Here is a 25,525-nt window from a genome sequence, read left to right on the forward strand (position 1 = left end):
AACCCGATTGCACGCGCCACCATCCCCGTCGGCCGAAATAGCGCGAAGAAGGCAGGCGCCCACCCGGCCTCCATCCGGCGACGGCGAGCGGCGGCCGGCACAATTGAACCCGTCGCCGCCCCCCCCTCGCGCCGCCGCGACGCGATACGCGAACTTTTGATCATGACGTGTCGCAAACTGTTCAGTTGGTCTCGCCAAGCGACGGCGCATTGTGGTATATTGCATACGTAGGTTGGCGTACACGGTTGCAAAGCCTTCGGCAGTAAGGTGCGGTGCCAGTCTGGAGACGAGGGAGTGAGAAGCGCCGCGCCCCGACGACAGGGGCACCCGGATTGACATGTTGGTATTTGGTATGCCAAATTCCTCAGCATCCGCGGGCGGAGCTTCCGCAAAGGAGTGTCCGTGAGCAGCAAGGAAATTGTGAGCAAGCGCTGGCACGGTGGAGACCATGGTCTGACCATCGAACGCCTGCCAGCCAAGGAGAGCTTCAAGAGCAAGGCCTACGCCGCCCTCAAGGAAGCCATCACCAACATGAATATTTACGGCTCGGATGAGCCGATGCTGCTTGATGAGCGGGATATTTCCGAGCGTCTGGGCGCAAGCCGGACGCCCGTCCGCGAGGCGGTCGCGATGCTTGAGCAGGAAGGCCTGCTCCGCGCGGTCCCGAGGCGGGGCATAATGGTGGTTCGCCGCTCGAAAGCCGAGATCATCGAGATGATCGAGGCCTGGGCGGCACTGGAAAGTATGGCGGCACGCCTCGCCACTCAACGCGCAAGCGACGAGGCGATCGCCGAGCTGAGGGCCTTGTTCAAGGAGTTCGATCTCTCGCGGATCGAGCGTGACCGGTGCGACGAATATTCGGGTGCGAATATCGCGTTTCACCAGGCGCTGATCCGGTTGAGCGGCTCCAGCCTGCTCGCGGCGATGACGGACAACCTGTTCTTTCATGTACGGGCCATCCGCCATCGCACGATCTTCGAGATGGACCGGGCGCAACGTTCGGCGGCCGACCATCGCGAGATCATCTCGGCACTCGAGGCGCGGGACGCGGACCGCGCCGAGCGTCTGGTGCGAGACCACACGCTCCGGCTCGCGCGGCATGTCGAGAGCCACGTACAGTTAGATTAGGGCGGCAGAACACGCCGAAGGAATGTTTGGGAGGGAATACGGGATGTCCGCAGTCGCACAAGTGATCGACGTCAACGCAGCCGCCGAGACCGAGCAGGAGCTCACCGACGGCTTCCACCTCGTCATTGATGCACTTAAACTTAACGGTATCGAGACGATCTACGGCGTGCCCGGCATTCCGATCACGGATCTGGGCCGCATGGCGCAGGCCGAGGGCATTCGCGTCGTCTCGTTCCGCCACGAGCAGAACGCGGGCAACGCCGCCGCCATTGCCGGCTTCCTCACGAAGAAGCCGGGCATCTGCCTCACCGTGTCGGCGCCGGGCTTCCTCAACGGCCTGACCGCGCTGGCCAACGCCACCACCAACTGCTTCCCGATGATCCTCATCTCCGGCTCGTCCGAGCGCGAGATCGTCGACCTGCAGCAGGGCGACTATGAGGAGATGGACCAGCTCGCCATCGCCAAGCCGCTGTGCAAGGCCGCCTTCCGCGTGCTGCACGCCGCCGATATCGGCATCGGCGTGGCCCGCGCCATCCGCGCGGCGGTGTCCGGCCGTCCCGGCGGCGTCTATCTCGACCTGCCGGCCAAGCTGTTCTCGCAGGTGATGGACGCCGATGCCGGCGCCAAGTCGCTCGTCAAGGTGATCGACGCCGCTCCCGAGCAGATCCCCTCCAAGGCCGCCCTCGATCGCGCCCTGGACGTGCTGAAGTCGGCCAAGAAGCCGCTCATCATCCTCGGCAAGGGCGCCGCCTACGCGCAGGCCGACGAGGAAATCCGCTCCTTCATCGAGACGACCGGCATTCCCTTCCTGCCGATGTCGATGGCCAAGGGCCTGCTGCCCGACACCCATCCCCAGTCGGCCGGCGCTGCGCGCTCGACCGTTCTGAAGGATTCGGACGTCGTGCTGCTGATCGGCGCGCGCCTCAACTGGCTGCTGTCGCACGGCAAGGGCAAGACCTGGGGCGAAGCCCCGAAGAAGTTCATCCAGATCGACATCGAGCCGAAGGAAATGGACTCGAACGTCGAGATCGTGGCGCCGCTGGTTGGCGACATCGGCTCGGTGGTCGCCGCGCTCAACGCGGGCGTGTCTTCCGGCTGGCAGGCCCCCCCGGCCACCTGGATCGACGAGATCAAGGCGCGCAAGGAAGTGAACATCGGCAAGATGTCGCAGCGCCTGCTCAAGAACTCCACCCCGATGGACTTCCACTCGGCGCTCGGCGCGCTGAAGCAGGTCATCAAGGAGCGTCCCGACGCCATCCTCGTCAACGAGGGCGCCAACACGCTCGACCTCGCCCGCGGCGTGATCGACATGTATGAGCCGCGCAAGCGCCTCGACGTCGGCACCTGGGGCGTGATGGGCATCGGCATGGGCTACGCCATCGGCGCGGCGGTCGAGACCGGCAAGCCGGTTCTGGCGGTCGAAGGCGACTCGGCCTTCGGCTTCTCCGGCATGGAAGTCGAGACCATCTGCCGCTACGAGCTGCCCGTCACCATCGTCATCTTCAACAATAACGGCATCTATCGCGGCACCGACATCGACCCGACCGGCCGCGACCCCGGCACGACCGTGTTCGTGAAGGACAGCCGCTACGACAAGATGATGGAAGCCTTCGGCGGCGTCGGCTACCACGTTACCACCCCCGACGAGCTGAAGCGGGCTGTCGACGAGGCGATGGACTCGGGCAAGCCCGCGCTCATCAACGCGGTGATCGACCCGGCCGCCGGCAGCGAGAGCGGCAATATCGGCAGCCTCAACCCGCAGAGCATCGTCAAGAAGAAGTAAGTCACGGGGACGGGCGGGAGGTCTCCCCGCCCCGCCCGTCCCATTACCGCAGCCAACAAAAAAGCGACGGAAAAACGTCGAATCACCTCGAGAGGAAATGCCATGGGAAAGGCTTTGGACGGAGTCCGCGTCCTCGATTTCACCCATGTTCAGTCGGGACCGACCTGCACGCAGCTGCTTGCGTGGTTCGGCGCCGACGTGATCAAGGTTGAACGTCCGGGCGAAGGCGACGTAACGCGTGCGCAGCTTCGTGATGTCCCGAATGCGGACAGCCTTTATTTCACGATGCTCAACTCCAACAAGCGCTCCATCACGCTCGACACCAAGAATCCGGAGGGCAAGAAGGTCCTCGAGGATCTGGTGAAGATCTGCGACGTGATGGTCGAGAACTTCGCCCCCGGCGCGCTCGACCGCATGGGCTTCACCTGGGAGCGCATCCAGGAACTCAACCCGCGCATCATCCTCGCCTCGGTGAAGGGTTTTGGCCCCGGGCCGTTCGAAGACTGCAAGGTCTATGAGAACGTCGCCCAGTGCACCGGCGGCTCCGCCTCCACCACCGGCTTCCGCGATGGCCTGCCGCTCGTCACCGCCGCGCAGATCGGCGATTCGGGCACCGGGCTGCACCTCGCGCTCGGCATCGTCACCGCGCTCTACCAGCGCACGCTGACGGGCCGGGGCCAGAAGGTGCTCTGCGCCATGCAGGACGCCGTGCTGAACCTGTGCCGCGTGAAGATGCGCGACCAGCAGCGGCTCGATCGCGGTCCGCTGCGCGAATACAGCCAGTTCGGCGAGGGCATCCCCTTCGGCGACGCCGTGCCGCGCGCGGGCAATGATTCGGGCGGCGGCCAGCCGGGCCGCATCCTCAAGTGCAAGGGCTGGGAGACCGATCCCAACGCCTACATCTATTTCATCACCCAGGCCCCGGTCTGGGAGAAGATCTGCGATGTCATCCACGAGCCGGACTGGAAGACCAACCCGGCCTACGCCACGCCGGCCGCGCGCCTGCCGCACCTCAACGAGATCTTCACCCGCATCGAATCGTGGACCATGGCCCACACCAAGTTCGAGGCGATGGAGATCCTCAACACGTACGACATCCCGTGCGGCCCGGTGCTCTCCATGAAGGAGATCGCCGAGGATCGCTCGCTCTACGCCACCGGCACGCTGGTGGAGATCGACCATCCCACCCGCGGCAAGTACCTCACCGTCGGCAACCCGATCAAGCTGTCGGACAATGATGTCGAAGTGGAGCGCTCGCCGCTTCTGGGCGAGCACACCGAGGAGATCCTCGCCAACGTGCTCGGCCTCAGCGGTGCTGAGCTGGAGCGGGTCAAGGCGTCCGGCGCCGTCGGCCAGACGGTGCGCCTCGCGGCGGAATGAAATCGACCCGCCGGCGCGCAGCCGTGCCGGCGGGTCACGATCCACGTGCCTTTCCCGAGCCACCCGCCGCGTGCGGGCAGCGAAGTGAGTGAAGCCGATGCGGACCGAGGTCGATTGCGCCCAGCTCGTGGCGGCCATCGGCGATGCCGTCGTGGTGTCGGATGCCGAAGGACGCATCACGCTGTGGAACGCGGCGGCGACGCAGATGTTCGGTTTCGACGAGGACGAGGCCCTGGGCCAGTCGCTCGACCTGATCATCCCGGAGCGGCTGCGCAAGCGGCACTGGGATGGCTATGACGAGACGATGCGCTCGGGGGTGACGAAATACGGCACGCAACTCCTGCGCGTGCCGGCGGTGCACAAGGATGGGCGGGCGCTGTCGATCGCGTTCACGGTCGCCCTCCTGACGGATGAAGAGAATGCCGCCCATGCGATCGTGGCGGTCATTCGCGACGAGACAAGCCGCTGGACGGAAGAGCGCGAGCTGCGCCGACGTCTGGCGGAGTGTGAGGCCAGGGTGAGCGAAACGAAGTCCTGACCATGTCGGGAGTTCAAGACCAGAAGTTGATGCGCCACCTGGGAGTAGCCCCCGTCCCCCCAGGGGATACGGGGCTTGGGGAGAGTTAAGGCTTTCCATCCGAGAGGGATGGAAATTCTCAATCCGGCGGCAGGGTGAGCCTGCATCCGGACTGTTAACGCTGAAAAGGAAGTCGACCGAGATGTCCAAGCCGCTCGAAGGTATAAAGATCATCGATTTCACGCACGTTCAGGCGGGTCCCGCCTGCACGCAGCTTCTCGCGTGGTTCGGCGCCGACGTGATCAAGGTTGAGCGCCCCGGCGCGGGCGATGTCACGCGCTCGCAGCTGCGCCACGTCAAGGACGCCGACGCGCTGTACTTCACCATGCTGAACTCCAACAAGCGTTCGCTCACCCTCGACACCAAGACAGCCCAGGGCAAGGAAGTCCTGACCAAGCTGATCAAGGAGTCGGACGTGATGGTCGAGAATTTCGGCCCTGGCGCGCTGGACCGCATGGGCTTCACCTGGGAACACATCCAGGAGCTCAACCCGGGCATGATCCTCGCCTCGGTGAAGGGCTTCTCGGAAGGCCACGCCTATGAGGACCTGAAGGTCTACGAGAACGTCGCGCAGTGCGCCGGCGGCGCCGCCTCCACCACCGGCTTCTGGGATGGCCCGCCGACCGTGTCGGCCGCCGCGCTCGGCGACAGCAACACCGGCATGCACCTCGCCATCGGCATCCTCACCGCGCTTCACCAGAAGACGAAGAACGGCAAGGGCCAGAAGGTCGCCGTGTCGATGCAGGATTCGGTGCTGAACCTGTGCCGCGTGAAGCTGCGCGACCAGCAGCGCCTCGATGCGCTGGGCTACCTCGAAGAATACCCGCAGTACCCGCATGGCGAGTTCTCGGATGTCGTTCCGCGCGGCGGCAATGCCGGCGGCGGCGGCCAGCCGGGCTGGGTGCTGAAGTGCAAGGGCTGGGAGACCGACCCGAACGCCTATATCTACTTCACCATCCAGGGCCATGCCTGGGCGCCGATCTGCAAGGCGCTGGGCAAGCCGGAATGGATCGAGGACACGGCGTATAACACCGCCGAAGCTCGCCAGGACAAGATCTTCGACATCTTCGCCTTCATCGAGAGCTGGCTCGCCGACAAGACGAAGTTCGAGGCCATCGACATCCTGCGCAAGTTCGACATCCCCTGCGCCCCGGTGCTGTCGATGAAGGAAATCGCCAACGACCCGTCGCTGCGCAAGAGCGGCACCGTGGTCGAGGTCGATCACCCCAAGCTCGGCAAGTACCTGACCGTCGGTTCGCCGATCAAGTTCTCGGACGTCACTGTCGAGATCACCGCCTCGCCGCTGCTCGGCCAGCACACCAACGAAGTGCTCGCCGACCTCGGCTACAGCCAGGAAGAAATCGTCGCCCTGCACGACGCCAAGGCGGTCTGATTCCAGCGGTCTGATTTCAGCTGTCTGATTTCAGAGGGCTGAATCTCAACCCTTCGAGGCGGCGCGCCCGGCGCGCCGCCCTCCCCGCGGGCAAGCCCGCGAACCGTATCGACCCTTACCCGCTCCCGCGCCCGGCCTTGCCGGCAGGGGAGCGCGAGGGGTCTTCGAGCCTCCCGGAGCGGAACGAAGGGTTTGCCCGACGTTCGGTTCCTCCTAGGCGACTGATGCCGACGGACCCGGAGAGCGGGGCGTCGGCATTTTTTTGTAAGGATGAAGGCCGCCGACACAGAGCATGGAGCGCCCGCGCGCGGCGGCGTCCCGGCGAAATCAGCGCGGGGAGCATCGGGATTTCATACACCGGCCGCCGTATCGCAAGGCGCCAGCGATCCGGCCATTCGTCTTTCATGCCTAGCGGGTATGACGGCGCGGAGAAGCCGGAGCCTCACAGCCCCGAATAGCGCATGGTGAGCCGGCGCGCGGCGTCTATCACCTTTGCGCCGAGATCCACGATGCGCTCGGGCGACATGCGCACGGTGGGCGCGGAGATCGAGATCGCCCCGACCGGCTCGCGCCACTCATCCAGCACGGCGGCGGCGACGCAGCGCATGCCGGGCGTGTGCTCCTCGTCATCGATGGCGAAGCCGCGCGTCGCGATGTCCGCGAGATCGGCCTGCAAGGCCCGCCGGCTAACATGGGTATGCTCGGTATAGCGCGGCAGCTGGTCACCCCCGAGCCAGGCGCGCCGCGCCTCCGGGTTCATCGCCGCGAGGATCGCCTTGCCGCCGCCCGAGGCGTGGATCGGCAGATCGCCGCCGATGCGGAAGAAGGCGCGCACCGCCGCGTGGCTTTCCACCTGCGCCACGCAGATGAGATGCGGTCCGTCGATCAGGGAGAGATTCACCGTCTCGTCGACGCCGTGGGAGAGCTCGCGCAGCAGCACGCGGCCTATTTCCGGCAGCTTGCGGATGCGCAAATAAGCCGAGCCGACACGGAACAGGCCGAGCCCGACCATCCATTGCCCGGTCGAGGCATCGTGCCCCACCAGGCCGCGACGCTCCAGCGTGGTGAGCAGGCGGTGCACCGTGGAGGTCGGCAGTTCCGCCGCGCGGGCCACCTCGCTCAGCGTCAACCCATCGGACCGGGCGAGCACTTCCAGAAGCGCGATGGCGCGATCGAGCGATTGGACCTCGCCGCCCGTCTCGGCTCCCCCGCCGGAGGGGCGGCCACGGCGGCGTGTCGTCGAGACGGCGTCGGTGCTCGGCATGTCTTCTCCCGCGTCTTCCATCCCGCACCCTTCCTCCGTCCGCATGTTGCTTATGCCATCGGTCGTTCGGGAGGCCGCCTCAGCATAAAGGCGCATCTCCGATTTTTTCGCAAACCAGAAATATATCCCGTATTGCGGAAATGCGAGGAGCGTGGCATGTTTTCCGCGCTTTCGGAAATTCATCCCGCATTGCGGGAAGAACAATGCCGCTTTGCAGCATGCCGCGCAGGGAGCTTGCCTTCCCGCCCGCAGGCCGGCGGCCGCCGAAACCGGAGTTTGAACGAGATTCGAAGGCCGGTGCCGGGCACCGCCAGCCCCGGAGCGGGGCGACTGCCCGCGCCGGCGCCAACGACGCAGGAGGAAGTGCCATGGCCAAGATGCGTGCCGTCGATGCCGCGATCCGCGTTCTCGAGAAGGAAGGCGTGACCGTCGCCTTCGGTGTCCCGGGTGCCGCGATCAATCCGTTCTATTCCGCCATGCGTGCTCACGGGAAAACCCGGCACATCCTCGCACGCCATGTCGAGGCGGCCTCCCACATGGCCGAGGGCTATACCCGCGCCAAGCCGGGCAATATCGGCGTGTGCATCGGCACCTCCGGCCCGGCCGGCACCGACATGATCACCGGCCTCTATTCGGCCGCCGCCGATTCGATCCCGATCCTGTGCATCACCGGCCAGGCGCCGCGCGCGCGCCTCCACAAGGAGGATTTCCAGGCCGTCGACATCGAATCGATCGCCAAGCCGCTCGCCAAATGGGCCGTCATGGTCCGCGAGCCGGCTCTGGTGCCGATGGTGTTCCAGCAGGCCTTCCACGTCATGCGCTCCGGCCGTCCCGGCCCGGTGTTGATCGACCTGCCGATCGACGTCCAGCTCGCCGAAATCGAGTTCGACGAGGACACCTATTCGCCGCTGGAAGTCTACAAGCCCAAGCTCACCCGCAAGCAGGCCGAAAAGGCCATTGCCATGCTGAACGAAGCGGAGCGTCCGCTCCTCGTCTCGGGCGGCGGCATCATCAACGCGGACGCGTCCGACCTGCTGGTCGAGTTCGCCGAACTCACCGGCGTGCCGGTCATCCCCACGCTCATGGGCTGGGGCACCATTCCCGACGATCACGACCTGATGGCCGGCATGTGCGGCCTGCAGACCTCGCACCGCTATGGCAACGCCACCATGCTGGCCTCGGACTTCGTGTTCGGCATCGGCAATCGCTGGGCGAACCGCCATACCGGCTCCGTCGACGTCTACACCAAGGGCCGCAAGTTCATCCATGTCGACATCGAGCCGACCCAGATCGGCCGCGTGTTCGGCCCGGATCTCGGCATCGTGTCGGATGCCAAGGCGGCGCTGCAACTCTTCATCGAGGTGGCCAAGGAATACAAGGCCGCCGGCACGCTGAAGGATCGCTCGGCCTGGGCCGGGGAATGCCTGGGGCGCAAGCAGACCATGCTGCGCAAGACCCATTACGACAACGTGCCGCTGAAGCCCCAGCGCGTCTATGAAGAGATGAACGAAGCCTTCGGCCGTGACACCCGCTATGTCTCGACCATCGGCCTCAGCCAGATCGCCGGCGCGCAGATGCTCCACGTCTACAAGCCGCGCAACTGGATCAATTGCGGCCAGGCCGGCCCGCTCGGCTGGACCCTGCCGGCGGCGCTCGGCGTGCGCGCGGCGGACCCGGATGCGGAGATCGTGGCGCTGTCGGGCGACTACGATTTCCAGTTCCTCATCGAGGAACTCGCGGTCGGCGCCCAGCACAAGCTGCCCTACATCCACGTGGTGGTGAACAACTCCTATCTCGGGCTTATCCGTCAGGCGCAGCGTGGGTTCAACATGGACTTCGAAGTCTCGCTCGCCTTCGACAACATCAACGCGGCCGAGAATGCCGGCTATGGCGTTGACCATGTCGCGGTGGCCGAAGGCCTCGGCTGCAAGGCGGTGCGCGTGTCCTCGCCCAACGAGTTCAAGGATGCCTTCACCCGCGCCAAGGCGCTGATGGCCGAGCATCAGGTGCCTGTGGTGATGGAGTTCATCCTCGAGCGCGTCACCAACATCGCCATGGGCGTGGAGATCGACGCGGTCAACGAGTTCGAGGAAGTGCTCGACCTGCCGCTGCCCAGCGCCACCGAGCCGGCCTGAACACCGAGCCTGTGATGCCGGCGGGGCGCCCGGCTCCGCCGCAGCCCTCCGCGACGGAGCCGGGCCCGCGTCCTTTTTCGCCGCATCCTTCGCGTTTTCATGTCTTCGACAGGAAAACGCGCCCATATCGTCGCGAGGACCTGCCGCAAAAGGCAGGTCCCGCGTCCCATGAAAAACCCATTCAGCCCAGGAGCGGTCCATGCCCCGTTTCGCCGCCAATCTGACCATGCTGTTCAACGAGGTGCCCTTCCTCGACCGCTTCGAGAAGGCCGCCAGCGCCGGCTTCACCGGGGTCGAGTACCTCTTCCCCTATGACTTTCCGGTCGAGGAACTGGTCGCCAAGCTGAAGGACAACAATCTCGCCCAGGTGCTGCACAATCTGCCGGCCGGCAATTGGGGCGGCGGCGAGCGCGGCATCGCCATCCTTCCGGACCGCGTGGACGAATTCCGCGCCGGGGTCGACAAGGCGATCACCTACGCCACCGCGCTGGGCTCGCCCCAGGTCAACATCCTCGCCGGCATCGCCCCCGCGGGCGTCGAGCGCGAGGTGCTGCACAAGACGTTCATTGAGAACCTCAAATACGCCGCTCCGCGCATCCAGGAAGCTGGCCTCAAGCTGCTGATCGAGCCGATCAACACGCGCGACATTCCCGGCTTCTTCCTGAATTATACGAAGCAGGCCAAGGCGATCATCGAGGAAGTCGGCTCGGACAACCTGTTCATCCAGTACGACATCTACCACATGCAGATCATGGAGGGCGATCTCGCCCGCACCATCGAGGCGAACCTGCCGCGGATCGCGCACATCCAGCTCGCCGACAATCCGGGCCGCAATGAGCCGGGCACCGGCGAGATCAACTATCCCTTCCTGTTCCGCCACCTCGACGCCATCGGCTATGCCGGCTGGGTCGGGTGCGAATACAAGCCCAAGGGCGAGACCGCGGCCGGCCTCGGCTGGCTGAAGAGCCTCACCGACGCGGCGTGAGGCTGCGCAGGCCGAGGTTGCGCAGCCTCGACCTGCGCATTCCAAGAAACTCATTCTAGGAAAACGAGGAAAAGACGATGGCTAAAGTTGGATTTGTCGGTCTCGGCATCATGGGCACCCCCATGGCCGGCCACCTGATCGACGCGGGCCACACGCTCTATCTCTATGATATCAAGCCGATTCCCGCTGAACTGACGGGCAAGGGCGGCGTCGCCTGCGCCACCGGCACCGAAGTCGCCAGCCATGCCGACATCATCATCACCATGGTGCCGGATACCCCGCATGTGGCCGCCGCGCTGTTCGGCGAGAACGGCATCGCGGCCGGCCTCACGGCGGGCAAGATCGTGGTCGACATGTCGTCGATCGCCCCGGTCGAAACCAAGGAATTCGCCAAAAAGATCAACGATCTCGGCTGCGACTATCTCGATGCGCCGGTGTCGGGCGGCGAGGTCGGCGCCAAGGCCGCCTCGCTCACCATCATGGTCGGTGGCCCCGAGGGCGCCTTCGAGACGGTGAAGCCGCTGTTCGAGAAGATGGGCAAGAACATCACGCTGGTCGGCGGCAATGGCGATGGCCAGACCACCAAGGTGGCGAACCAGATCATCGTCGCGCTCAACATCCTCGCGGTGTCCGAGGCGCTGCTATTCGCCTCCAAGGCGGGCGCCGATCCCGCCAAGGTGCGTCAGGCGCTGATGGGCGGCTTCGCCAATTCACGCATCCTGGAAGTGCATGGCGAGCGCATGGTCAAGCGCACCTTCAACCCGGGCTTCCGTATCGAGCTGCACCAGAAGGACCTGAATCTGGCCCTGACCGGCGCGCGCCAGTTGCAGATGTCGCTGCCCTCCACCGCGCTGGCGCAGCAGCTGTTCTCCTCGGTCGCCGCCCATGGTGGCGCCGCGCTGGACCATTCGGCGCTGGTCAAGGCGCTGGAACTGCTAGCCAACCACACGGTCACGCCGGACGCCTGACCTCGCACCGCATTAGGCATTCAGATTGAGTTTCGGGGGCGCAATGCGCCCCCGATTCGTTTGGAAAGATAAGTAAGCCTTGCTGCCACGATAGTGGACTCTCGCCGCCACGACAGTCTTTTGCGTAGTCCGAGAGACAATTGTTCTGCCCTATACACCGTGGACAAACGGTCATCTGACGACGTAACCTGTCAGACATGTCGCAAACACGCCCCGCCTAGCTCGCGATGCGGCCTCACATGCGCGACGTATTATCACGCCCACCGCATACGCTCTTGACTAGGGCCCTTTCATCCCTAATCATGGCATACAAAATACCAAACAAGGTTCGCCCGGCGCGGGAGTTGGCGCGAACATAAGGAGGGAGTCCCATGAAGGTCTGCATCTATGGTGCCGGCGCCATCGGCGGCTATGTCGGCGTTCAGTTGAAGCGCGCCGGCGTCGACGTCAGCCTGGTCGCCCGTGGCCCCCATCTCGAGGCGATGAAGCGCAACGGCCTCAAGCTGCTGATCGACGGCGAAGAGCGCGTCGAGCACATCCCCTGTTCCGACAATCCGGCCGAGCTCGGCCCGCAGGATTATGTCATCGTCGCGCTCAAGGGCCATTCGGTGACGGGCGTGGTCGATGCCATGCAGCCGCTGCTCGGCAACGACACGGCGGTCGTCACCGCCGTCAACGGCGTGCCCTACTGGTACTATTACAAGCACGGCGACCATCTCGAGGGCCGCACGCTGGAAAGCGTCGATCCCGGCGGCAAGCAGTGGAACGGCCTGCGGCCGGAACGCGCCATCGGCTGCATCGTCTATCCCGCGACCGAAGTGGTCGAGCCGGGCGTCATCAAGCACGTCTATGGCGACAAGTTCCCGCTCGGCGAGCCCTCGGGCGAGATCACCGACCGTGTGACCAAGCTCTCGGAGGCCTTCGCCGCCGGCGACATGCGCGCGCCCGTGCTGCCCAACATCCGTGACGAGTTGTGGCTGAAGCTCTGGGGCAACCTCTGCTTCAATCCGATCAGCGCGCTGACCCACGCCACGCTCGACACCATCGCCTCCGATCCCGGCACCCGCGCGGTGGCCAAGTCGATGATGCTGGAAGCGCAGGAAATCGCCATCCAGTCCGGCGTCAACTTCCGCGTCGGTGTCGAGCGCCGCATTGACGGCGCGGGCGCGGTGGGCGCGCACAAGACCTCCATGCTGCAGGACCTCGAGCGGTCGCGCGCCATGGAGATCGACCCGCTCGTCACCGTGGTGCAGGAAATGGGTCGCCTCGCCGGCATCCCCACCCCCACCATCGACATCGTGCTCGCCCTGGTTCGCCAGCGCGCGCAGATCGCCGGCTGCTATAACTAGAGTCGACTAACAATGGCGCATTGGGTTCGTTTCAGCCACGCGGGCGTGACCGGCTTCGGCACGCTCGACGGGGCATCCATCACCGTTCACAGCGGTAACATGTTCAATGGCGCCCAGCCGACCGGAGAGCGCCTTGCGCTCTCCGAGGTCGCGCTGCTCGCCCCAACCGAGCCGACCAAGGTCATTGCGCTGTGGAACAATTTCCACGCGCTGGCCGCCAAGCTCAACTCGCCCGTGCCGGCCGACCCGCTCTATCTGCTCAAGGCCGGCTCCTCGCTCACCAGCCCCGGCGCGGTGGTGCACCGCCCGGCCTCCTATGACGGCAAGGTGGTCTATGAGGGCGAGCTGGGCATCGTCATCGGCACGCGCGCGAGCAGCGTCTCCGAGGAGGAGGCCGGCGCCTGCATCTTCGGCTATACCTGCGTGAACGACATCACCGCCGCCGATATCATCAACAAGGACGCCACCTTCGCCCAGTGGGTGCGGGCCAAGAGCTTCGACGGCTTCGGACCTTTCGGCCCGGTGGTCGCGACCGATGTCGATCCGGCCAGCCTCGTCGTGCGCACCGTGCTCAACGGGCAGGAACGGCAGAACTACCCGATCAGCGACATGATCTTCTCCGCCCGCCAGCTGGTGAGCCGGATCTCGCATGACATGACGCTCAATCCCGGCGATGTCATCTGCTGCGGCACCTCGGTCGGTGTCGGCACCATGAAGGATCCCTCCAACACGGTGGAAATCGTGATCGAGGGGATCGGGACGCTCAGCAACACTTTCGTGCAGTAGCGTCCTGGCGCGCTTGCGCCTATAGGGAAATAGGATACGCCAATCGACGGGAGAGCCATGCCGCCTCGCGCCATGCGCCCTCTCGGCCATCCGGTTGTGGAGGAGCGGGATTAATGAATATCCATGAATATCAGGCAAAGGGAGTGCTCCGCGAATTCGGAGTCCCGGTGCCCAACGGCGTTGCCATCCTGAATGCGGCCGAGGCCGACGACGCGGCGGCGAAGATTCCCGGCCCCGTGTGGGTGGTGAAGAGCCAGATCCATGCCGGCGGTCGCGGCAAGGGCAAATTCACGGAGGCCGATGCCGGCGAGAAGGGCGGCGTGCGCGTCGTCAAGTCCGCGGCGGACGCCGCCGCCAATGCCAAGCAGATCCTCGGCAAGACGCTGGTAACGATCCAGACCGGCCCCGCCGGCAAGCAGGTCAACCGCGTCTATATCGAGGAAGGCTCTGACATCGACAAGGAGTTCTACCTCTCGGCGCTCGTCGACCGCGCCACCTCGCGCGTTGCCTTCGTGGTTTCCACGGAAGGCGGCATGGATATCGAGGAAGTCGCGCATTCGACGCCTGAGAAGATCCACACCTTTGCCGTCGACCCCGTCACCGGCGTGATGCCCCATCATGGCCGCACGGTGGCGCAGGCGCTCGGCCTCACCGGCGATCTCGCCAAGCAGGCCGGCTCGCTGGTCGACAAGCTGTACAAGGCCTTCGTCGCCAAGGACATGGCGATGCTGGAAATCAACCCGCTGGTCGTGACCAAGACCGGCGAGCTGAAGTGCCTCGACGCCAAGATCTCCTTCGATTCGAACTCGCTCTACCGTCATCCCGATATCGTCGCCCTGCGCGACGAGACCGAGGAAGACGCCAAGGAGATCGAGGCGTCCAAGTATGACCTCGCCTATATCGCGCTCGATGGCACGATCGGCTGCATGGTCAACGGCGCCGGCCTCGCCATGGCGACGCTGGACATCATCCAGCTCTACGGTGAATCGCCCGCCAACTTCCTGGATGTCGGCGGCGGCGCAACGGAAGAGAAAGTGACGGCGGCGTTCAAGATCATCACCTCCGATCCGCAGGTGAAGGGCATCCTCGTCAACATCTTCGGCGGCATCATGAAGTGCGACGTCATCGCGCGCGGCGTCATCGCCGCGGTGAAGGCGGTCGGACTCGAGGTCCCGCTGGTGGTCCGGCTTGAGGGAACAAATGTCGAGGAAGGCAAACAGATCATCCGCGACAGCGGCCTGAACGTCATCCCGGCGGACGACCTCGACGACGCCGCCCAGAAGATCGTCAAGGCCGTGAAGGGAGCCGCCTGATGTCCGTCCTGCTGACCAAAGACACGAAGATCATCACCCAGGGCTTCACCGGCAAGAACGGCACGTTCCATTCCGAGCAGGCCCTCGCCTACGGCTCCAAGATCGTCGGCGGCACCTCGCCCGGCAAGGGCGGCTCGACCCATCTCGGCCTGCCGGTGTTCGACACCGTCGCCGAGGCGCGCGACAAGACCGGGGCCGACGCCTCGGTGATCTACGTGCCCCCGCCGGGCGCGGCCGATGCGATTCTCGAGGCGATCGCCGCCGAAATTCCGCTCATCGTGTGCATCACCGAGGGTATCCCGGTGCTCGACATGGTGAAGGTGCGCCGCGCGCTCGACGCCTCGAAGTCGCGCCTCATCGGGCCGAACTGCCCCGGCATCGTCACAGCCGGCGAATCGAAGATAGGCATTATGCCGGCTAATATCTTCAAGAAGGGCTCGGTCGGCGTGGTGTCGCGCTCGGGCACGCTGACCTATGAAGCGGTGTTCCAGACCAGCCAGGAAGGCCTCGGCCAGACCACGGCGGTCGGCATTGGCGGCGATCCGGTGAAGGGCACCGAGTTCATCGACGTGCTCGAACTGTTCCTCGCCGATGACGCCACCGAATCGATCGTGATGATCGGCGAGATCGGCGGCTCGGCCGAGGAAGACGCGGCGCAGTTCCTCAAGGACGAAGCCAAGCGCGGCCGCAAGAAGCCGATGGTCGGCTTCATCGCCGGCCGCACCGCCCCTCCCGGCCGTCGCATGGGTCATGCCGGCGCCATCATCTCCGGCGGCAAGGGCGGCGCGGAAGACAAGATCGCGGCGATGGAAGAGGCCGGCATCGTGGTCTCCCCCTCCCCCGCGCGCCTCGGCAAGACGCTGGTCGACGTGCTCAACAAGCGCGTCGCGGCCTGACGCTTCGCGCGTCTTGAAACATGAGAACCCCGCGCTGGCCTGGTGCCGACGCGGGGTTTTTCTTTGCGCAGCCGCCATTCAATGAAGAGCGGCAGACCGAACTGACCTGAGGAGCCGGCCGAGATCGCGCCTCTCCGATCGGAAGCGCTGGACAGCGCTCCCTCGCCAGCCGTAGCGACGTCGCCAAAGCTTGAGGAATTCCCGGAAGCCGCGCCCTCAGACCGGGAAGCACTCGGGCGGCAGCACTGCCATCTCATCGCTCTCCAGAGTCTGCGCGAGGAGGATGGTCATCCATGCATGGCACACAATCAGCAGCGGCAGCACGGGGAAAACCGTTTCCAACATCTGCAGTCTCCAAGTCTCGATCCTGTTGCACTGCAACCTAACCGACCCCGGCATTTCCTGGTATACCTAATGCCAAATACCAACCTTGCATTCGATGCATGGCTCCGCCACGCATCACCATGCACCCGTAAGCGTGCAGGGTGATGCGCGAGCCTTGCCAAATGTCAGGATATGGCGCGCCTCCACCTCCCGACAGGGAGGCGCTCCGCGCTCATGACGCGGTGAAGAACGGGCCGAAACCGGCAATTCACGACATCCGGCAGCGGAACTTCGGCAACGCCCGGCGAAAATGTTCTCGCGGGCTCTCTACCGTCACATCGCTGCGCGCGAACGATCTTTCAGTTCTCGTTGGGAACCGGCAATCCCCACGCCATGAAGGCCTGGCGGAAGGCAAGGTCGCCCGGAGGGCCCTTCTCGAGCACCATGATGGCCCGGCGCCCATTCTCGAAAGCCACCGGCAGATCAAGGAAGTTGCGGGTGATCAGCAGCCCGAGATTGCGCTGCTTGTCCGCATCGAGCGAAGACAGGCCGATCAGGAAGAAGCCCGGCGCCACACGCACGGCAAGGCCGGTGAGCGGCAGGCCCTGCGCGCTTTCCGATGCCTTGGCACGCATGCCCGGCACGCTGGTCGCGTTGCCGAGATCGAAATTCGGCGGCAGATCGAACTGCACCTCGACAATGTGCGAGGCCGGGATGCTGGGATCCTGATTGCGCCGGATGAGCAGCGTCACCTTGAAGTTGCGGTCGGGAATGGTCGCGACCGCGCGGATACCGATGTCAGGCGCCTGACCGTCGCCGGGCTGGAAGGTTTCCGCGCTCCAGACGACGCTGCCGACATATTGCTGCAGCCCCTGCTCGCCCCCGCCAGCGCTCTCCTCGAACATCACCGCGCGCTGCGGCGCATTGATGTTCACCGGATCCGTCCGTGCCGGCGTGGCAGCGGCAGCCGCCGGCGCGGATGGCGCGGGCTGGCCCGACGATGCCGCGGGTGGCGAATCCGTGGCGGAGGAACCGCCCGGCGCCTGCGCGATCCGGTCGTTCGATTTCGCCGCCGCTTCCGGCTCGGGCTGCGCAGCCGGCGCCTGCGCCACCTGCCGGGTGGGCCCGGACAGGCTGCGCACCAGCGTGAGGATCGTGTCGCGCTGCAGGAAGCCAACCACGCCGCCACCAACCAACAGCAGCAGGATGATTACGAAGGCAAGAATGCGGCCGTTACCACGGCGAGGGGAATACTGGCCTTGATCGGCAAATTCGACCGGATCCTCGCCATCGCCCTCGCTGAGCGCCGTCGCGACATCGGCATCGGGATTTGCCCCGGCGGTGGGCGCGCCCCTGGCGGACCAACCCGGCCCGTCGCGGCGGGAAACGCTCAGCCGGCTGACATAATCATCATCGTCATCGCCCCCCGTGGGCGCGGCAACGCCCGGCGGACGGGCCGGGGGAGCGCGTTCCGGCGGCTCGCGCAGCAGCGGACGGCCGGGCGGGGCGAGAGGAGCGGAAGGCGCCGCAGGCGTCGGGGCGGAAGGCGCCGCGTTCGCGGAAGGATCGCTCGCTCCTTGCGAAACCGGGCGGCCCATATCCCGCCCGAGCGGCGCGGCGGGCCGCGCGGGAGGCGGCGCGACGGGGCGTGAACCGCCCGTCGGAGCGCTCGCCGGAGCAGGCGAAGGTACGCCACGCCCGGCAGCGGGCGGCAGCGGGTTGGCAGGTGCAGGCGGCGCGCCCGGCGCGGGCTTGTCGCTCATCGCATTTGCCAGATTGGCACCGAGATTGCGGAAAGTGTCCGGCGTCCGGGCAAAATCCCGCTCAAGCCGGGCGATCGCCGCGTCGAGCGCCTGCTGCTCGCGCGTGACATCTCCTTCCCGCAGAGTCGGTTCGGCGGCGCGCAGCTGGTTCAGCAGCGCTCGCCGCGCACGATCGTACACGACTTTGCGGCCGGCCTCGGACTTGTCGGGGAGGCCTTCAATGGCACGCGCGAGAAGCGGATAGTAATCGGCCATGCGCTAGAGGTTCTTCACCGTTCAGGATTCGAAGGGATTCTGCACGAGAATGGTATCATCCCGCTCCGGGCTGGTGGAAAGCAAGGCCACGGGGCAACCGATCAGTTCTTCGATGCGACGCACATATTTCACCGCCTCGGCCGGCAGGTCGGCCCAGGAACGGGCTCCGGCGGTGGACTGGCTCCAGCCCGCAATGGTCTCGTAGATCGGCTCCACCGAGGCCTGCGCGTCCTGGCCAGCGGGAAGATAATCGATCTCCTTGTCGCCGAGCCGGTAGCGCGTACACACTTTCAGTTCATCGAAGCCGTCGAGCACATCGAGCTTGGTGAGCGCGATGCCGTTAATGCCGGAGGTACGCACGGTCTGGCGCACGATCGTGGCATCGAACCAGCCACAGCGCCGCGGCCGGCCGGTGACGGTGCCGAACTCGCGCCCGCGCTCGCCGATCTTGCGGCCGATCTCGTCATGCAGCTCGCTCGGGAACGGGCCCTCGCCGACGCGGGTCGTATAGGCCTTGGTGATGCCGAGCACATAGCCGATCGCGCCCGGGCCGAGGCCGGAGCCCGTCGCCGCCTGCGCCGCCACCGTGTTGGAGGAGGTGACGAAGGGGTAGGTGCCGTGGTCGACATCGAGCAGCGCGCCCTGCGCGCCCTCGAACAGGATCTTGGAGCCGTGCCGGCGCTCGTCGTCGAGCAGCGACCATACGCGGTCCATATAGGGCAGCACCTTGGGAGCCACCTCAAGCAGTTCGGCGCGCAGCCGGGCCGCATCGACTTCCTCGATGCCAAGGCCCCGCCGCAGCGGGTTGTGATGGGCCAGCAGCCGCTCGATCTTGGCATCGAGCGTCGCGGGATAGGCAAGGTCCATCAGCCGCACCGAACGGCGACCGACCTTGTCCTCATAGGCGGGGCCGATGCCGCGCTTGGTGGTGCCGATCTTGGTACCCGAGGCCGCCGCATTCTCGCGAATGGCGTCCAGTTCGCGATGCAGCGGCAGAATCAGCGCGACATTCTCGGCTATGCGCAGCCGCTCCGGCGTGACCGCGATGCCCTGCGCGCTGATGCGGCCGATTTCGTCGACCAGCGCCCACGGGTCCAGCACCACGCCGTTGCCGATAACCGAAAGGCGCGCGCCACGCACCAGGCCGGACGGCAGCAGCGACAGCTTGTAGGTGGTGTTGCCAACCACCAGCGTATGGCCGGCATTGTGACCGCCCTGGAAGCGAACGACGACATCCGCCTGCTCGCTGAGCCAGTCGACAATCTTGCCCTTACCCTCGTCGCCCCATTGAGAACCGACGACGACTACATTCGCCACGAGCCAAGCTCCTGATTGCGAGGTGCGGACGGACGAGAAGGCCACGCCCACACAGACAAAACCCCGGCGAAGCTGTCCGACCGGGGCTGAAACGTCTTAAGGGATCGCTCGGGGCGAGGCAAGGAATTGTCCGCCCGGCGCGCGCGCCGCACCCGTGCATTCGCGAGAACCGCGCGGGGCCTGCGCGCGCGGCAATGGGTGCCAAGTCAACCTTGCACCGCTGCAATGCGGCGTGCCTTGCCTTTGTACCCCGCGCGCAAGACCTATGGGTAATGGCGGGTTGCCGCCGGGGAGAGCGCCCATGACCGTCGCCGCATCGACTGATTCCGCCCCGATTTCGACCGCCGCCGGCCTGCCGGCCGGGCTCGCCTTGGGCGCGGTGCGCCTGCGCGTGCGTGACGCAGCCCGCGCGATCGCTTTCTATACCGGCACACTCGGCCTCAATCTCCTGGCGGAAGAATCGGACGGCATCGTGCGCCTCGGCGCGGGCGGGCATGTGCTGGTCGAGCTGGAAGAGCGGCGCGATGCGCGCCCGCGCCCGCGTGGCACCACCGGCCTGTTCCACGTCGCCATCCTGGTGCCGGACCGGCCCGCGCTCGCGGTGGTGTTGCGCCGCCTGGTGGCCCAGCGCGTGGCGATCGGCGCCTCCGACCACATCGTCAGCGAGGCGCTCTATCTCGACGACCCGGACGGCAACGGCATCGAGATCTACCGCGACCGTCCGGCGAGCGAGTGGCGCTGGGAGAACGGCACGGTGGCGATGGCGACCGATCAACTCGACGGGCGCGGCCTGCTGAATGAGGCGCCGGCGGCGACCCCGCTCGACGAGCCGCTGCCGGCCGGCACGCGGGTGGGCCATGTGCATCTGCAGGTCGGCGACCTCGCGGGCGCGCGGCGTTTCTATGTGGATCACCTCGGCTTCGACGTGACGACCGACCGCTATCCCGGCGCGCTGTTCGTCAGCGCCGGCGGCTATCACCATCATCTCGGCCTCAATGTCTGGCAGAGCCGTGGCGGCGGACCGGCCCCGCAGGACAGTGTCGGCCTTGTCCATTACGCCATCAAGCTGCCGGATGCGGCGGCGGTCGAGGCACTGCGCATCCGCCTCGAAGTGGCGGGGGAGAGCACCGCGCCGATCCCCGGTGGCTTTTCCGCCGCGGACCCCTGGGGAACGCGGGTGCGGGTGAGCGCGGCCTGAGACGGACGCCTGAGACGGACGCCTGCGACGGACGCCTGCGACGACCAGGCCCGCGGCGGGTGTCGCATCGGCGACAAGCGGTCAGCCATCAGATTATTTCATTCCCGGCCCCGCTTCGCGGAGGGCAAAAATGCTCTAGAGCAGGAGGCGACCAAGGCTCCGCCTGAAGGGCCACCCCCGGGAATACGCCATGTTCCGCCGCCTGCTCGATGCCCCCTATCTCATGCTGACCCTGGCTCCGCTCTTTTGGTCGGGCAACATCGTGCTGGGCCGCTATGTGGCGGGACAGGTGCCGCCAATGGCGTTGGCCTGGGTGCGGTGGGTGCTTGCCTTTCTCATCCTGCTGCCCTTCACCTGGCGCCATCTGCGCGCGGACTGGCCGGTCATCCGCACCCATATGGGCGTGCTGACCCTGCTCTCGCTTTCCGGCATCACGCTCTACAACACCCTCTATTACTGGGCGTTGCAGTACAGCCCGGCGCTGAACGGATTGCTGATGACCTCCACGGCACCGCTGCTGATTGCCGGCTGGGCCTTCCTGCTGCTGGGCGAGCGGCTGTCGCTCGGCCAGGCGGGCGGCATCGGCCTGTCGCTCGCCGGCGTTCTGGTCATCCTGTGCCGTGGCGATCTCGGCGTGCTGGCGAATATCGACTTCAACATCGGCGACGTGCTGTTCCTCACGGCGGTACTGCTCTACGCCCTGTATTCGGCACTGCTGGCCCGACGACCGACGATGAGCCGCTACGGGTTTCTCGCCTTCTCGCTCGGCTGGGGCGGGGCGATGCTCACGCCGGCCTTCATCTGGGAGCGCATCAGCGGCCCGCCACTGCATTTCGACCTGCTGACGCTCGCCTCCTTCGCCTATGTCGCGGTGTTCGCCTCGGTGCTGGCCTATCTGTTCTTCAATCGCGGCGTCGAGCTGGTAGGGCCGAACCGGGCCGCGCCGTTCTTCCACCTCATGCCGGTATTCGGCTCGGCGCTGGCGATCCTGTTCCTGGGCGAGACGCCCCATCTCTACCACGCGGTCGGCTATGCTCTGGTGCTTGGCGGCGTCGTCACCGCCACGCTGTTCGGCCGCCGCGCCGCGCTCAGCCGAGCTCGAAGCTCGTGACGCCATAGAGCCGGTCGAGCGCGACGGGGCGGATCGGCCCGGTATACATGCGCGCCGTCTCGAACACCGGGGCCAGCCCGTGCCGGCGGGCCAGCGCCAGCGCCGCCCCATTGGGCTCGGGCACATCGAAAATGATGTCGTCCGCGCCGATCTGCGCCATCAGTGCCGCGAACAGCGCCTCGGCCGCCGCCTCGTCCTGTGCCACCAGCGGGGCGATCTTCCAGCCCTGCCGCGCCGGCCGCGCGACGCCCCAGCCCGCCAGTCGGCCCCCGCGCAGCACCGCGCGGCCGATATGGCCCGGAGCGGTGAGCCATGCCCTCAGGAAAGCGGCGCGCGGGGCGGGAAACACCTGGGCATCGCTCGCCTCCACCTGCGCGAAGGGCACGCGCGCCAGATCCACCGCCTCCCCGCTCGTATCCCCGCCGTCCACCCGGCCGGCGAAGCGGATGTTGCGATAGGCAAGGTGAAATCCCTGGGACGCATAGTTCGCCTGCTGGGCGGGCACGCCGTCGAGCCCGATCGTGCGCGCGCCGGCATGGGCGATCCCGGCCTGCCAGAGCCGCCAGCCGATGCCGCGACCGCGCAGGTCCGGGCGGACGATGTAGAAGCCGAGAAACGCGAAATGCGCGTCGTAATTCACCACCGAGAGCGTCGCCGCCGGCCGCCCGTCCACCTCGGCGACGAGAAATCCGCCCGGGTCGACGCGGGCAAAGGCGCCGGCATCGACAAGGCCCGGATTCCAGCCTTCCGTGGCCGCCCAGTCGACCGCCAGCTGAATTTCGTCCCGATCGAGTGGGCGTATATGCACGGGGTCGCTCATGGCTCGACCTGCTGATTCGAAGACCTGGGGGGCATGATGGTCGAAGAGCTGATCGTCGGCATAGTGATGAACATCCTGGCGATGCTCGTGCATCTGGGAGCGAGCTTCGTGCTGGTCGCGCTGGTCATGCCGTTCGAGAAATGGCTGTGGAAACAGCCGCATCTCCGGCTGATGCTGGCCCTGCTCACCGCCAACACCATCCTGCTATGCGCCCACCTCATCGAGGTCGGCCTGTGGTCGTTCATCTATGCCTATCGCGAGCTCGTCGAGTTCCCGACCGATGCCTATTACTCGGCCTTCGTGAACTACACGACGCTCGGCTATGGCGACGCGCTGCAGAACACCCGCACGCGGCTGCTCGGGCCGCTCACCGCCGCCAGCGGCATCCTGATGTTCGGCTGGTCGACCGCGCTGCTGATTTATGTGCTGCAGAGCCACCTGCCGCACCTCGTGGTCCACCGGTCCGCCAAGAAGCCGCCGCCGGAGCATTAGCCCTTCCAGTACGCGCCGGGGAACGGCCGAGCGCCGCTAATCCTGCGTGCAGGTGGCGATGGGCGGAGCGTTCTCGCCCTTGGTGAGGTCGTAGAGGCTGGCGCTGTTGCCCTTGGTCCACCAGACGAAGCGGTCGCCGGCATATTTGGCGCCGGAGCCGGCCAGCACATTGGCCATCACCACGAACTCGTGGTCGAAGGCGATGGTCGCCAGCGCGGTCGGCGGGGCGTTGATATAGGTCGCCGCGACGTTTTTCACCTTGTCGCAGGTGTAGCCGACCTTGGTGGTGACGACCGAGGAGCCCTTCGGCAGCGCAATGACGATGCGATCCGCCGCCCGCGCCGCGCCCGCGCCGGCCAGCAGCGCGACGAGGACGGGCATGGCGACCCGCACCGCCGCGCGAAGGGAAAAACGCAAAGGCACCGCCGACGGAGTGGCGGAGCCGGAAGCGGCGAAGGCGATCATCGGTTCACTCCGGCTTGTGATGTTCGTGCCAGTGCCGGGCGATGTCGATGCGGCGCGTCACCCACACCCGGTCGTGCCGGGCGATGTGGTCGAGGAAACGCTCCAGCCCGACGATGCGGCCCGGCCGGCCCACGAGCCGGCAATGCAGCCCGATATTGAGCATCTTGGGCGCTTCCGCGCCCTCTGCATAGAGCGCATCGAAGCTGTCGCGCAGATAGGTGAAGAAGGGCTCGCCATTGCTGAAACCGGCCGGAATCGCAAAGCGCATGTCGTTGGTGTCGAGCGTGTAGGGAATGGACAGATGCGGCCCGCGCGGCCCCTCGACCCAGAACGGCAGGTCGTCGGAATAGATGTCGGAATCATAGAGGAAGCCGCCCTCCTCCATCACGATGGGGCGCGAGTTCACCGAGGTGCGCCCCGTGTACCAGCCGAGCGGGCGCTCACCGACGACGCGGGTGTGCAAGGCGATCGCCGCGTCGAAATCGGCCTTCTCCGCTTCATAGGAATGATCGCGATAGTCGATCCATTTGAGGCCGTGGCTGGCGATTTCCCAGTCCGCTTCCCGCATCGCCGCCACCGCCTCCGGGTTGCGCGCCAGCGCGGTGGCGACGCCATAGACCGTGACGGGAAGGTTGCGGCGGGTGAACAGGCGCCACAGCCGCCAGAACCCGGCCCGCGACCCATATTCGTAGATCGATTCCATGTTCATGTGCCGCTGCCCCGGCCAGGGCTGGGCGCCGACGATCTCGGACAGGAAGGCCTCGGACGCCTTGTCGCCGTGCAGGATCGAGTTCTCCCCGCCCTCCTCGTAATTGATCACGAACTGCACCGCGATGCGCGCCCCGCCCGGCCATTTCGGGTCGGGCGGATTGCGGCCATAGCCGATGAGGTCGCGGGGATAGGCGGAATCCAGCTTGAACATGTGATCTACTCGGCAGGCGCGGAATTGATTTTCCCAAGCTAATGCGGGATGGCGCGCTGCGGAACATTATCTCGCGACCGCCGCATAATTCTCCCCCTGCCCTCTCGACAAGGCCCGGCGGGCCGGTCTTGATGGGCGCAAACAGCCTGAAGGTGTCCGATGTCGCTTCCCGATCCCAGCCTCCTCCTCGCCCGTGCCCCGGTTGTGCCCGTCGTCACCGTGCCGAGCGTGAGCGCCGGCGTGAAGCTCGCCCGCGCGCTGGTGGAGGGCGGCCTGCCGCTCATCGAGGTCACGCTGCGCACGCCCGCAGCGCTCGAAGCCATAGCCGCCATCGCCGCCGAGGTGCCCGACGCCATTGTCGGCGCCGGCACGGTGACGCGGCCCGACCTCATCCAGAAGTCGATCGACGCGGGCGCGCGCTTCCTGGTGAGCCCCGGCTGCCCCACCGCGCTGGCCGAGGCGCTGGCGGAAGCCCCCGTGCCGGTCATGCCCGGCTGCGCCACCGCCACCGAGGCGATGACACTGCACGCGCTGGGCTTTCCCGTGCTGAAGCTGTTCCCGGCCGAATCGGTCGGCGGCGCCAATCTCATCAAGTCGCTGGCCGGCCCGCTGCCGGACCTGCGCTTCTGCCCCACCGGCGGCATCGGCCCGGACAATGTGGGCAAGTATCTCTCCCAGCCCAACATCCTGGCGGTGGGCGGCTCCTGGGTCTGCCCGAACGAGGCCATCGCGCTCGGCGACTGGGAGCAGATCGTCGCGCTTTCCAAGGCCGCCGCCAAGCTGCACCGGGCGGCCTTCCCGGGCTGAACGCGGAGGCGACGCGCGCCCGCGTCCTCTCGACGCCTGAATGACGAAAACCCGGCGACGCGCAGGCATCTCCGGGTTTCGTCCATTTTCGCTC

At 66.3% G+C, this 25,525-nt stretch carries 23 protein-coding genes; 16 read left to right on the forward strand and 7 right to left on the reverse strand.

Annotation, left to right across the window (positions count from 1 at the left end):
• The first annotated feature begins 402 nt into the window (after positions 1-402).
• The 5 genes from FHS55_RS14580 (at position 403) to frc (FHS55_RS14600) (ending at position 6,261) form a co-directional block, all read left to right on the forward strand.
• Positions 403-1,128, forward strand: coding sequence for a GntR family transcriptional regulator (locus FHS55_RS14580; protein WP_183190495.1), 726 nt, complete (start codon positions 403-405; stop codon positions 1,126-1,128).
• A gap of 43 nt (positions 1,129-1,171) precedes the next feature.
• A complete protein-coding gene (oxc, locus tag FHS55_RS14585; protein ID WP_183190496.1) occupies positions 1,172-2,911 on the forward strand; it encodes an oxalyl-CoA decarboxylase in 1,740 nt (579 codons plus the stop codon).
• Between the two features lie 102 nt (positions 2,912-3,013).
• The gene (gene frc / locus FHS55_RS14590) at positions 3,014-4,291 is read left to right on the forward strand and encodes a formyl-CoA transferase (RefSeq protein ID WP_183190497.1); all 1,278 of its coding nucleotides are present in this window, start codon (positions 3,014-3,016) and stop codon (positions 4,289-4,291) included.
• A gap of 97 nt (positions 4,292-4,388) precedes the next feature.
• Positions 4,389-4,829, forward strand: coding sequence for a PAS domain S-box protein (locus FHS55_RS14595; protein WP_183190498.1), 441 nt, complete (start codon positions 4,389-4,391; stop codon positions 4,827-4,829).
• 181 nt (positions 4,830-5,010) lie between these two features.
• A complete protein-coding gene (frc, locus tag FHS55_RS14600) occupies positions 5,011-6,261 on the forward strand; it encodes a formyl-CoA transferase (protein ID WP_183190499.1) in 1,251 nt (416 codons plus the stop codon).
• A gap of 442 nt (positions 6,262-6,703) precedes the next feature.
• Here the strand turns inward: frc (FHS55_RS14600) and FHS55_RS14605 are convergent, their stop codons facing one another.
• Positions 6,704-7,525: an IclR family transcriptional regulator gene (locus FHS55_RS14605; protein ID WP_183190500.1), complete on the reverse strand. Its 822-nt coding sequence runs from the start codon at positions 7,523-7,525 to the stop codon at positions 6,704-6,706.
• Positions 7,526-7,893: 368 nt separating this feature from the next.
• On the opposite strand from FHS55_RS14605, the gene gcl reads away from it, so the two are divergent.
• The 7 genes from gcl (at position 7,894) to sucD (ending at position 15,957) form a co-directional block, all read left to right on the forward strand.
• Positions 7,894-9,660, forward strand: a complete 1,767-nt coding sequence (gcl, locus tag FHS55_RS14610; RefSeq protein ID WP_183190501.1) for a glyoxylate carboligase — start codon at positions 7,894-7,896, stop codon at positions 9,658-9,660.
• A gap of 199 nt (positions 9,661-9,859) precedes the next feature.
• Positions 9,860-10,645 carry a hydroxypyruvate isomerase gene (gene hyi / locus FHS55_RS14615; RefSeq protein WP_183190502.1) on the forward strand — a complete coding sequence of 262 codons (786 nt, stop codon included), beginning with the start codon at positions 9,860-9,862 and terminating at the stop codon, positions 10,643-10,645.
• A gap of 77 nt (positions 10,646-10,722) precedes the next feature.
• The gene (locus tag FHS55_RS14620) at positions 10,723-11,613 is read left to right on the forward strand and encodes a 2-hydroxy-3-oxopropionate reductase (protein WP_183190503.1); all 891 of its coding nucleotides are present in this window, start codon (positions 10,723-10,725) and stop codon (positions 11,611-11,613) included.
• Between the two features lie 371 nt (positions 11,614-11,984).
• On the forward strand, positions 11,985-12,962 hold the full coding sequence (locus FHS55_RS14625) for a 2-dehydropantoate 2-reductase (RefSeq protein WP_183190504.1): 978 nt from the start codon (positions 11,985-11,987) through the stop codon (positions 12,960-12,962).
• A 12-nt stretch (positions 12,963-12,974) separates the two neighbouring features.
• Entirely contained in the window at positions 12,975-13,748 is a 774-nt protein-coding gene (locus tag FHS55_RS14630) for a fumarylacetoacetate hydrolase family protein (protein WP_183190505.1), read from the forward strand.
• 113 nt (positions 13,749-13,861) lie between these two features.
• Positions 13,862-15,061, forward strand: coding sequence for an ADP-forming succinate--CoA ligase subunit beta (gene sucC, locus FHS55_RS14635; protein WP_183190506.1), 1,200 nt, complete (start codon positions 13,862-13,864; stop codon positions 15,059-15,061).
• Positions 15,061-15,957, forward strand: coding sequence for a succinate--CoA ligase subunit alpha (sucD, locus tag FHS55_RS14640; RefSeq protein WP_183190507.1), 897 nt, complete (start codon positions 15,061-15,063; stop codon positions 15,955-15,957). Before sucC ends, sucD begins: the two co-directional genes overlap by 1 nt.
• Positions 15,958-16,173: 216 nt before the next feature.
• Here the strand turns inward: sucD and FHS55_RS23735 are convergent, their stop codons facing one another.
• The 3 genes from FHS55_RS23735 to FHS55_RS14650 all read right to left on the reverse strand — a co-directional run bounded on the left by FHS55_RS23735 (position 16,174) and on the right by FHS55_RS14650 (position 19,616).
• Positions 16,174-16,302, reverse strand: coding sequence for a hypothetical protein (locus FHS55_RS23735; protein WP_281379637.1), 129 nt, complete (start codon positions 16,300-16,302; stop codon positions 16,174-16,176).
• 338 nt (positions 16,303-16,640) lie between these two features.
• A complete protein-coding gene (locus tag FHS55_RS14645; protein WP_183190508.1) occupies positions 16,641-18,299 on the reverse strand; it encodes a hypothetical protein in 1,659 nt (552 codons plus the stop codon).
• Between the two features lie 21 nt (positions 18,300-18,320).
• Positions 18,321-19,616 carry an adenylosuccinate synthase gene (locus FHS55_RS14650; protein WP_183190509.1) on the reverse strand — a complete coding sequence of 432 codons (1,296 nt, stop codon included), beginning with the start codon at positions 19,614-19,616 and terminating at the stop codon, positions 18,321-18,323.
• 301 nt (positions 19,617-19,917) lie between these two features.
• Between FHS55_RS14650 and FHS55_RS14655 the strand changes: the two genes are divergently transcribed.
• Positions 19,918-20,814, forward strand: coding sequence for a VOC family protein (locus FHS55_RS14655; RefSeq protein ID WP_183190510.1), 897 nt, complete (start codon positions 19,918-19,920; stop codon positions 20,812-20,814).
• Positions 20,815-21,004: 190 nt separating this feature from the next.
• The gene (locus FHS55_RS14660) at positions 21,005-21,925 is read left to right on the forward strand and encodes a DMT family transporter (protein ID WP_183190511.1); all 921 of its coding nucleotides are present in this window, start codon (positions 21,005-21,007) and stop codon (positions 21,923-21,925) included.
• Here the strand turns inward: FHS55_RS14660 and FHS55_RS14665 are convergent.
• Complete coding sequence (locus FHS55_RS14665) at positions 21,903-22,745, reverse strand: GNAT family N-acetyltransferase (RefSeq protein ID WP_183190512.1); 843 nt, start codon at positions 22,743-22,745, stop codon at positions 21,903-21,905. The two genes, FHS55_RS14660 and FHS55_RS14665, sit on opposite strands and share 23 nt — an antisense overlap.
• Before the next feature lie 33 nt (positions 22,746-22,778).
• Between FHS55_RS14665 and FHS55_RS14670 the strand changes: the two genes are divergently transcribed.
• A complete protein-coding gene (locus FHS55_RS14670) occupies positions 22,779-23,237 on the forward strand; it encodes a potassium channel family protein (RefSeq protein ID WP_183190513.1) in 459 nt (152 codons plus the stop codon).
• A gap of 36 nt (positions 23,238-23,273) precedes the next feature.
• Here FHS55_RS14670 and FHS55_RS14675 read toward each other — a convergent pair whose 3' ends face one another.
• Together FHS55_RS14675 and puuE are read right to left on the reverse strand one after the other, a co-directional pair.
• Entirely contained in the window at positions 23,274-23,702 is a 429-nt protein-coding gene (locus FHS55_RS14675) for an MliC family protein (protein WP_183190514.1), read from the reverse strand.
• A 4-nt stretch (positions 23,703-23,706) separates the two neighbouring features.
• Positions 23,707-24,624, reverse strand: a complete 918-nt coding sequence (gene puuE, locus FHS55_RS14680; protein ID WP_183190515.1) for an allantoinase PuuE — start codon at positions 24,622-24,624, stop codon at positions 23,707-23,709.
• A 159-nt stretch (positions 24,625-24,783) separates the two neighbouring features.
• Here puuE and eda point away from each other — a divergent pair, with 159 nt between their 5' ends.
• Positions 24,784-25,431, forward strand: a complete 648-nt coding sequence (gene eda, locus FHS55_RS14685; protein ID WP_183190516.1) for a bifunctional 4-hydroxy-2-oxoglutarate aldolase/2-dehydro-3-deoxy-phosphogluconate aldolase — start codon at positions 24,784-24,786, stop codon at positions 25,429-25,431.
• The last annotated feature ends 94 nt before the right edge of the window (positions 25,432-25,525 follow it).

Source organism: Ancylobacter tetraedralis (genome assembly GCF_014195655.1).
GTDB lineage: Bacteria > Pseudomonadota > Alphaproteobacteria > Rhizobiales > Xanthobacteraceae > Ancylobacter > Ancylobacter tetraedralis.

Excerpts from the sequence above, each read along its gene's own strand:
- hyi (WP_183190502.1), top strand. The coding sequence starts at position 9,860 with ATGCCCCGTTTCGCCGCCAATCTGACCATGCTGTTCAACGAGGTGCCC.
- eda (WP_183190516.1), top strand. The coding sequence starts at position 24,784 with ATGTCGCTTCCCGATCCCAGCCTCCTCCTCGCCCGTGCCCCGGTTGTG.
- FHS55_RS14630 (WP_183190505.1), top strand. The coding sequence starts at position 12,975 with ATGGCGCATTGGGTTCGTTTCAGCCACGCGGGCGTGACCGGCTTCGGC.
- sucD (WP_183190507.1), top strand. The coding sequence starts at position 15,061 with ATGTCCGTCCTGCTGACCAAAGACACGAAGATCATCACCCAGGGCTTC.
- FHS55_RS14595 (WP_183190498.1), top strand. The coding sequence starts at position 4,389 with ATGCGGACCGAGGTCGATTGCGCCCAGCTCGTGGCGGCCATCGGCGAT.
- gcl (WP_183190501.1), top strand. The coding sequence starts at position 7,894 with ATGGCCAAGATGCGTGCCGTCGATGCCGCGATCCGCGTTCTCGAGAAG.
- sucC (WP_183190506.1), top strand. The coding sequence starts at position 13,862 with ATGAATATCCATGAATATCAGGCAAAGGGAGTGCTCCGCGAATTCGGA.
- FHS55_RS14670 (WP_183190513.1), top strand. The coding sequence starts at position 22,779 with ATGATGGTCGAAGAGCTGATCGTCGGCATAGTGATGAACATCCTGGCG.
- frc (WP_183190497.1), top strand. The coding sequence starts at position 3,014 with ATGGGAAAGGCTTTGGACGGAGTCCGCGTCCTCGATTTCACCCATGTT.
- FHS55_RS14675 (WP_183190514.1), bottom strand. The coding sequence starts at position 23,702 with ATGATCGCCTTCGCCGCTTCCGGCTCCGCCACTCCGTCGGCGGTGCCT.
- oxc (WP_183190496.1), top strand. The coding sequence starts at position 1,172 with ATGTCCGCAGTCGCACAAGTGATCGACGTCAACGCAGCCGCCGAGACC.
- FHS55_RS14605 (WP_183190500.1), bottom strand. The coding sequence starts at position 7,525 with ATGCCGAGCACCGACGCCGTCTCGACGACACGCCGCCGTGGCCGCCCC.
- FHS55_RS14625 (WP_183190504.1), top strand. The coding sequence starts at position 11,985 with ATGAAGGTCTGCATCTATGGTGCCGGCGCCATCGGCGGCTATGTCGGC.
- FHS55_RS14645 (WP_183190508.1), bottom strand. The coding sequence starts at position 18,299 with ATGGCCGATTACTATCCGCTTCTCGCGCGTGCCATTGAAGGCCTCCCC.
- FHS55_RS23735 (WP_281379637.1), bottom strand. The coding sequence starts at position 16,302 with ATGTTGGAAACGGTTTTCCCCGTGCTGCCGCTGCTGATTGTGTGCCAT.
- FHS55_RS14665 (WP_183190512.1), bottom strand. The coding sequence starts at position 22,745 with ATGAGCGACCCCGTGCATATACGCCCACTCGATCGGGACGAAATTCAG.
- frc (WP_183190499.1), top strand. The coding sequence starts at position 5,011 with ATGTCCAAGCCGCTCGAAGGTATAAAGATCATCGATTTCACGCACGTT.
- FHS55_RS14655 (WP_183190510.1), top strand. The coding sequence starts at position 19,918 with ATGACCGTCGCCGCATCGACTGATTCCGCCCCGATTTCGACCGCCGCC.
- FHS55_RS14620 (WP_183190503.1), top strand. The coding sequence starts at position 10,723 with ATGGCTAAAGTTGGATTTGTCGGTCTCGGCATCATGGGCACCCCCATG.
- FHS55_RS14660 (WP_183190511.1), top strand. The coding sequence starts at position 21,005 with ATGTTCCGCCGCCTGCTCGATGCCCCCTATCTCATGCTGACCCTGGCT.
- puuE (WP_183190515.1), bottom strand. The coding sequence starts at position 24,624 with ATGTTCAAGCTGGATTCCGCCTATCCCCGCGACCTCATCGGCTATGGC.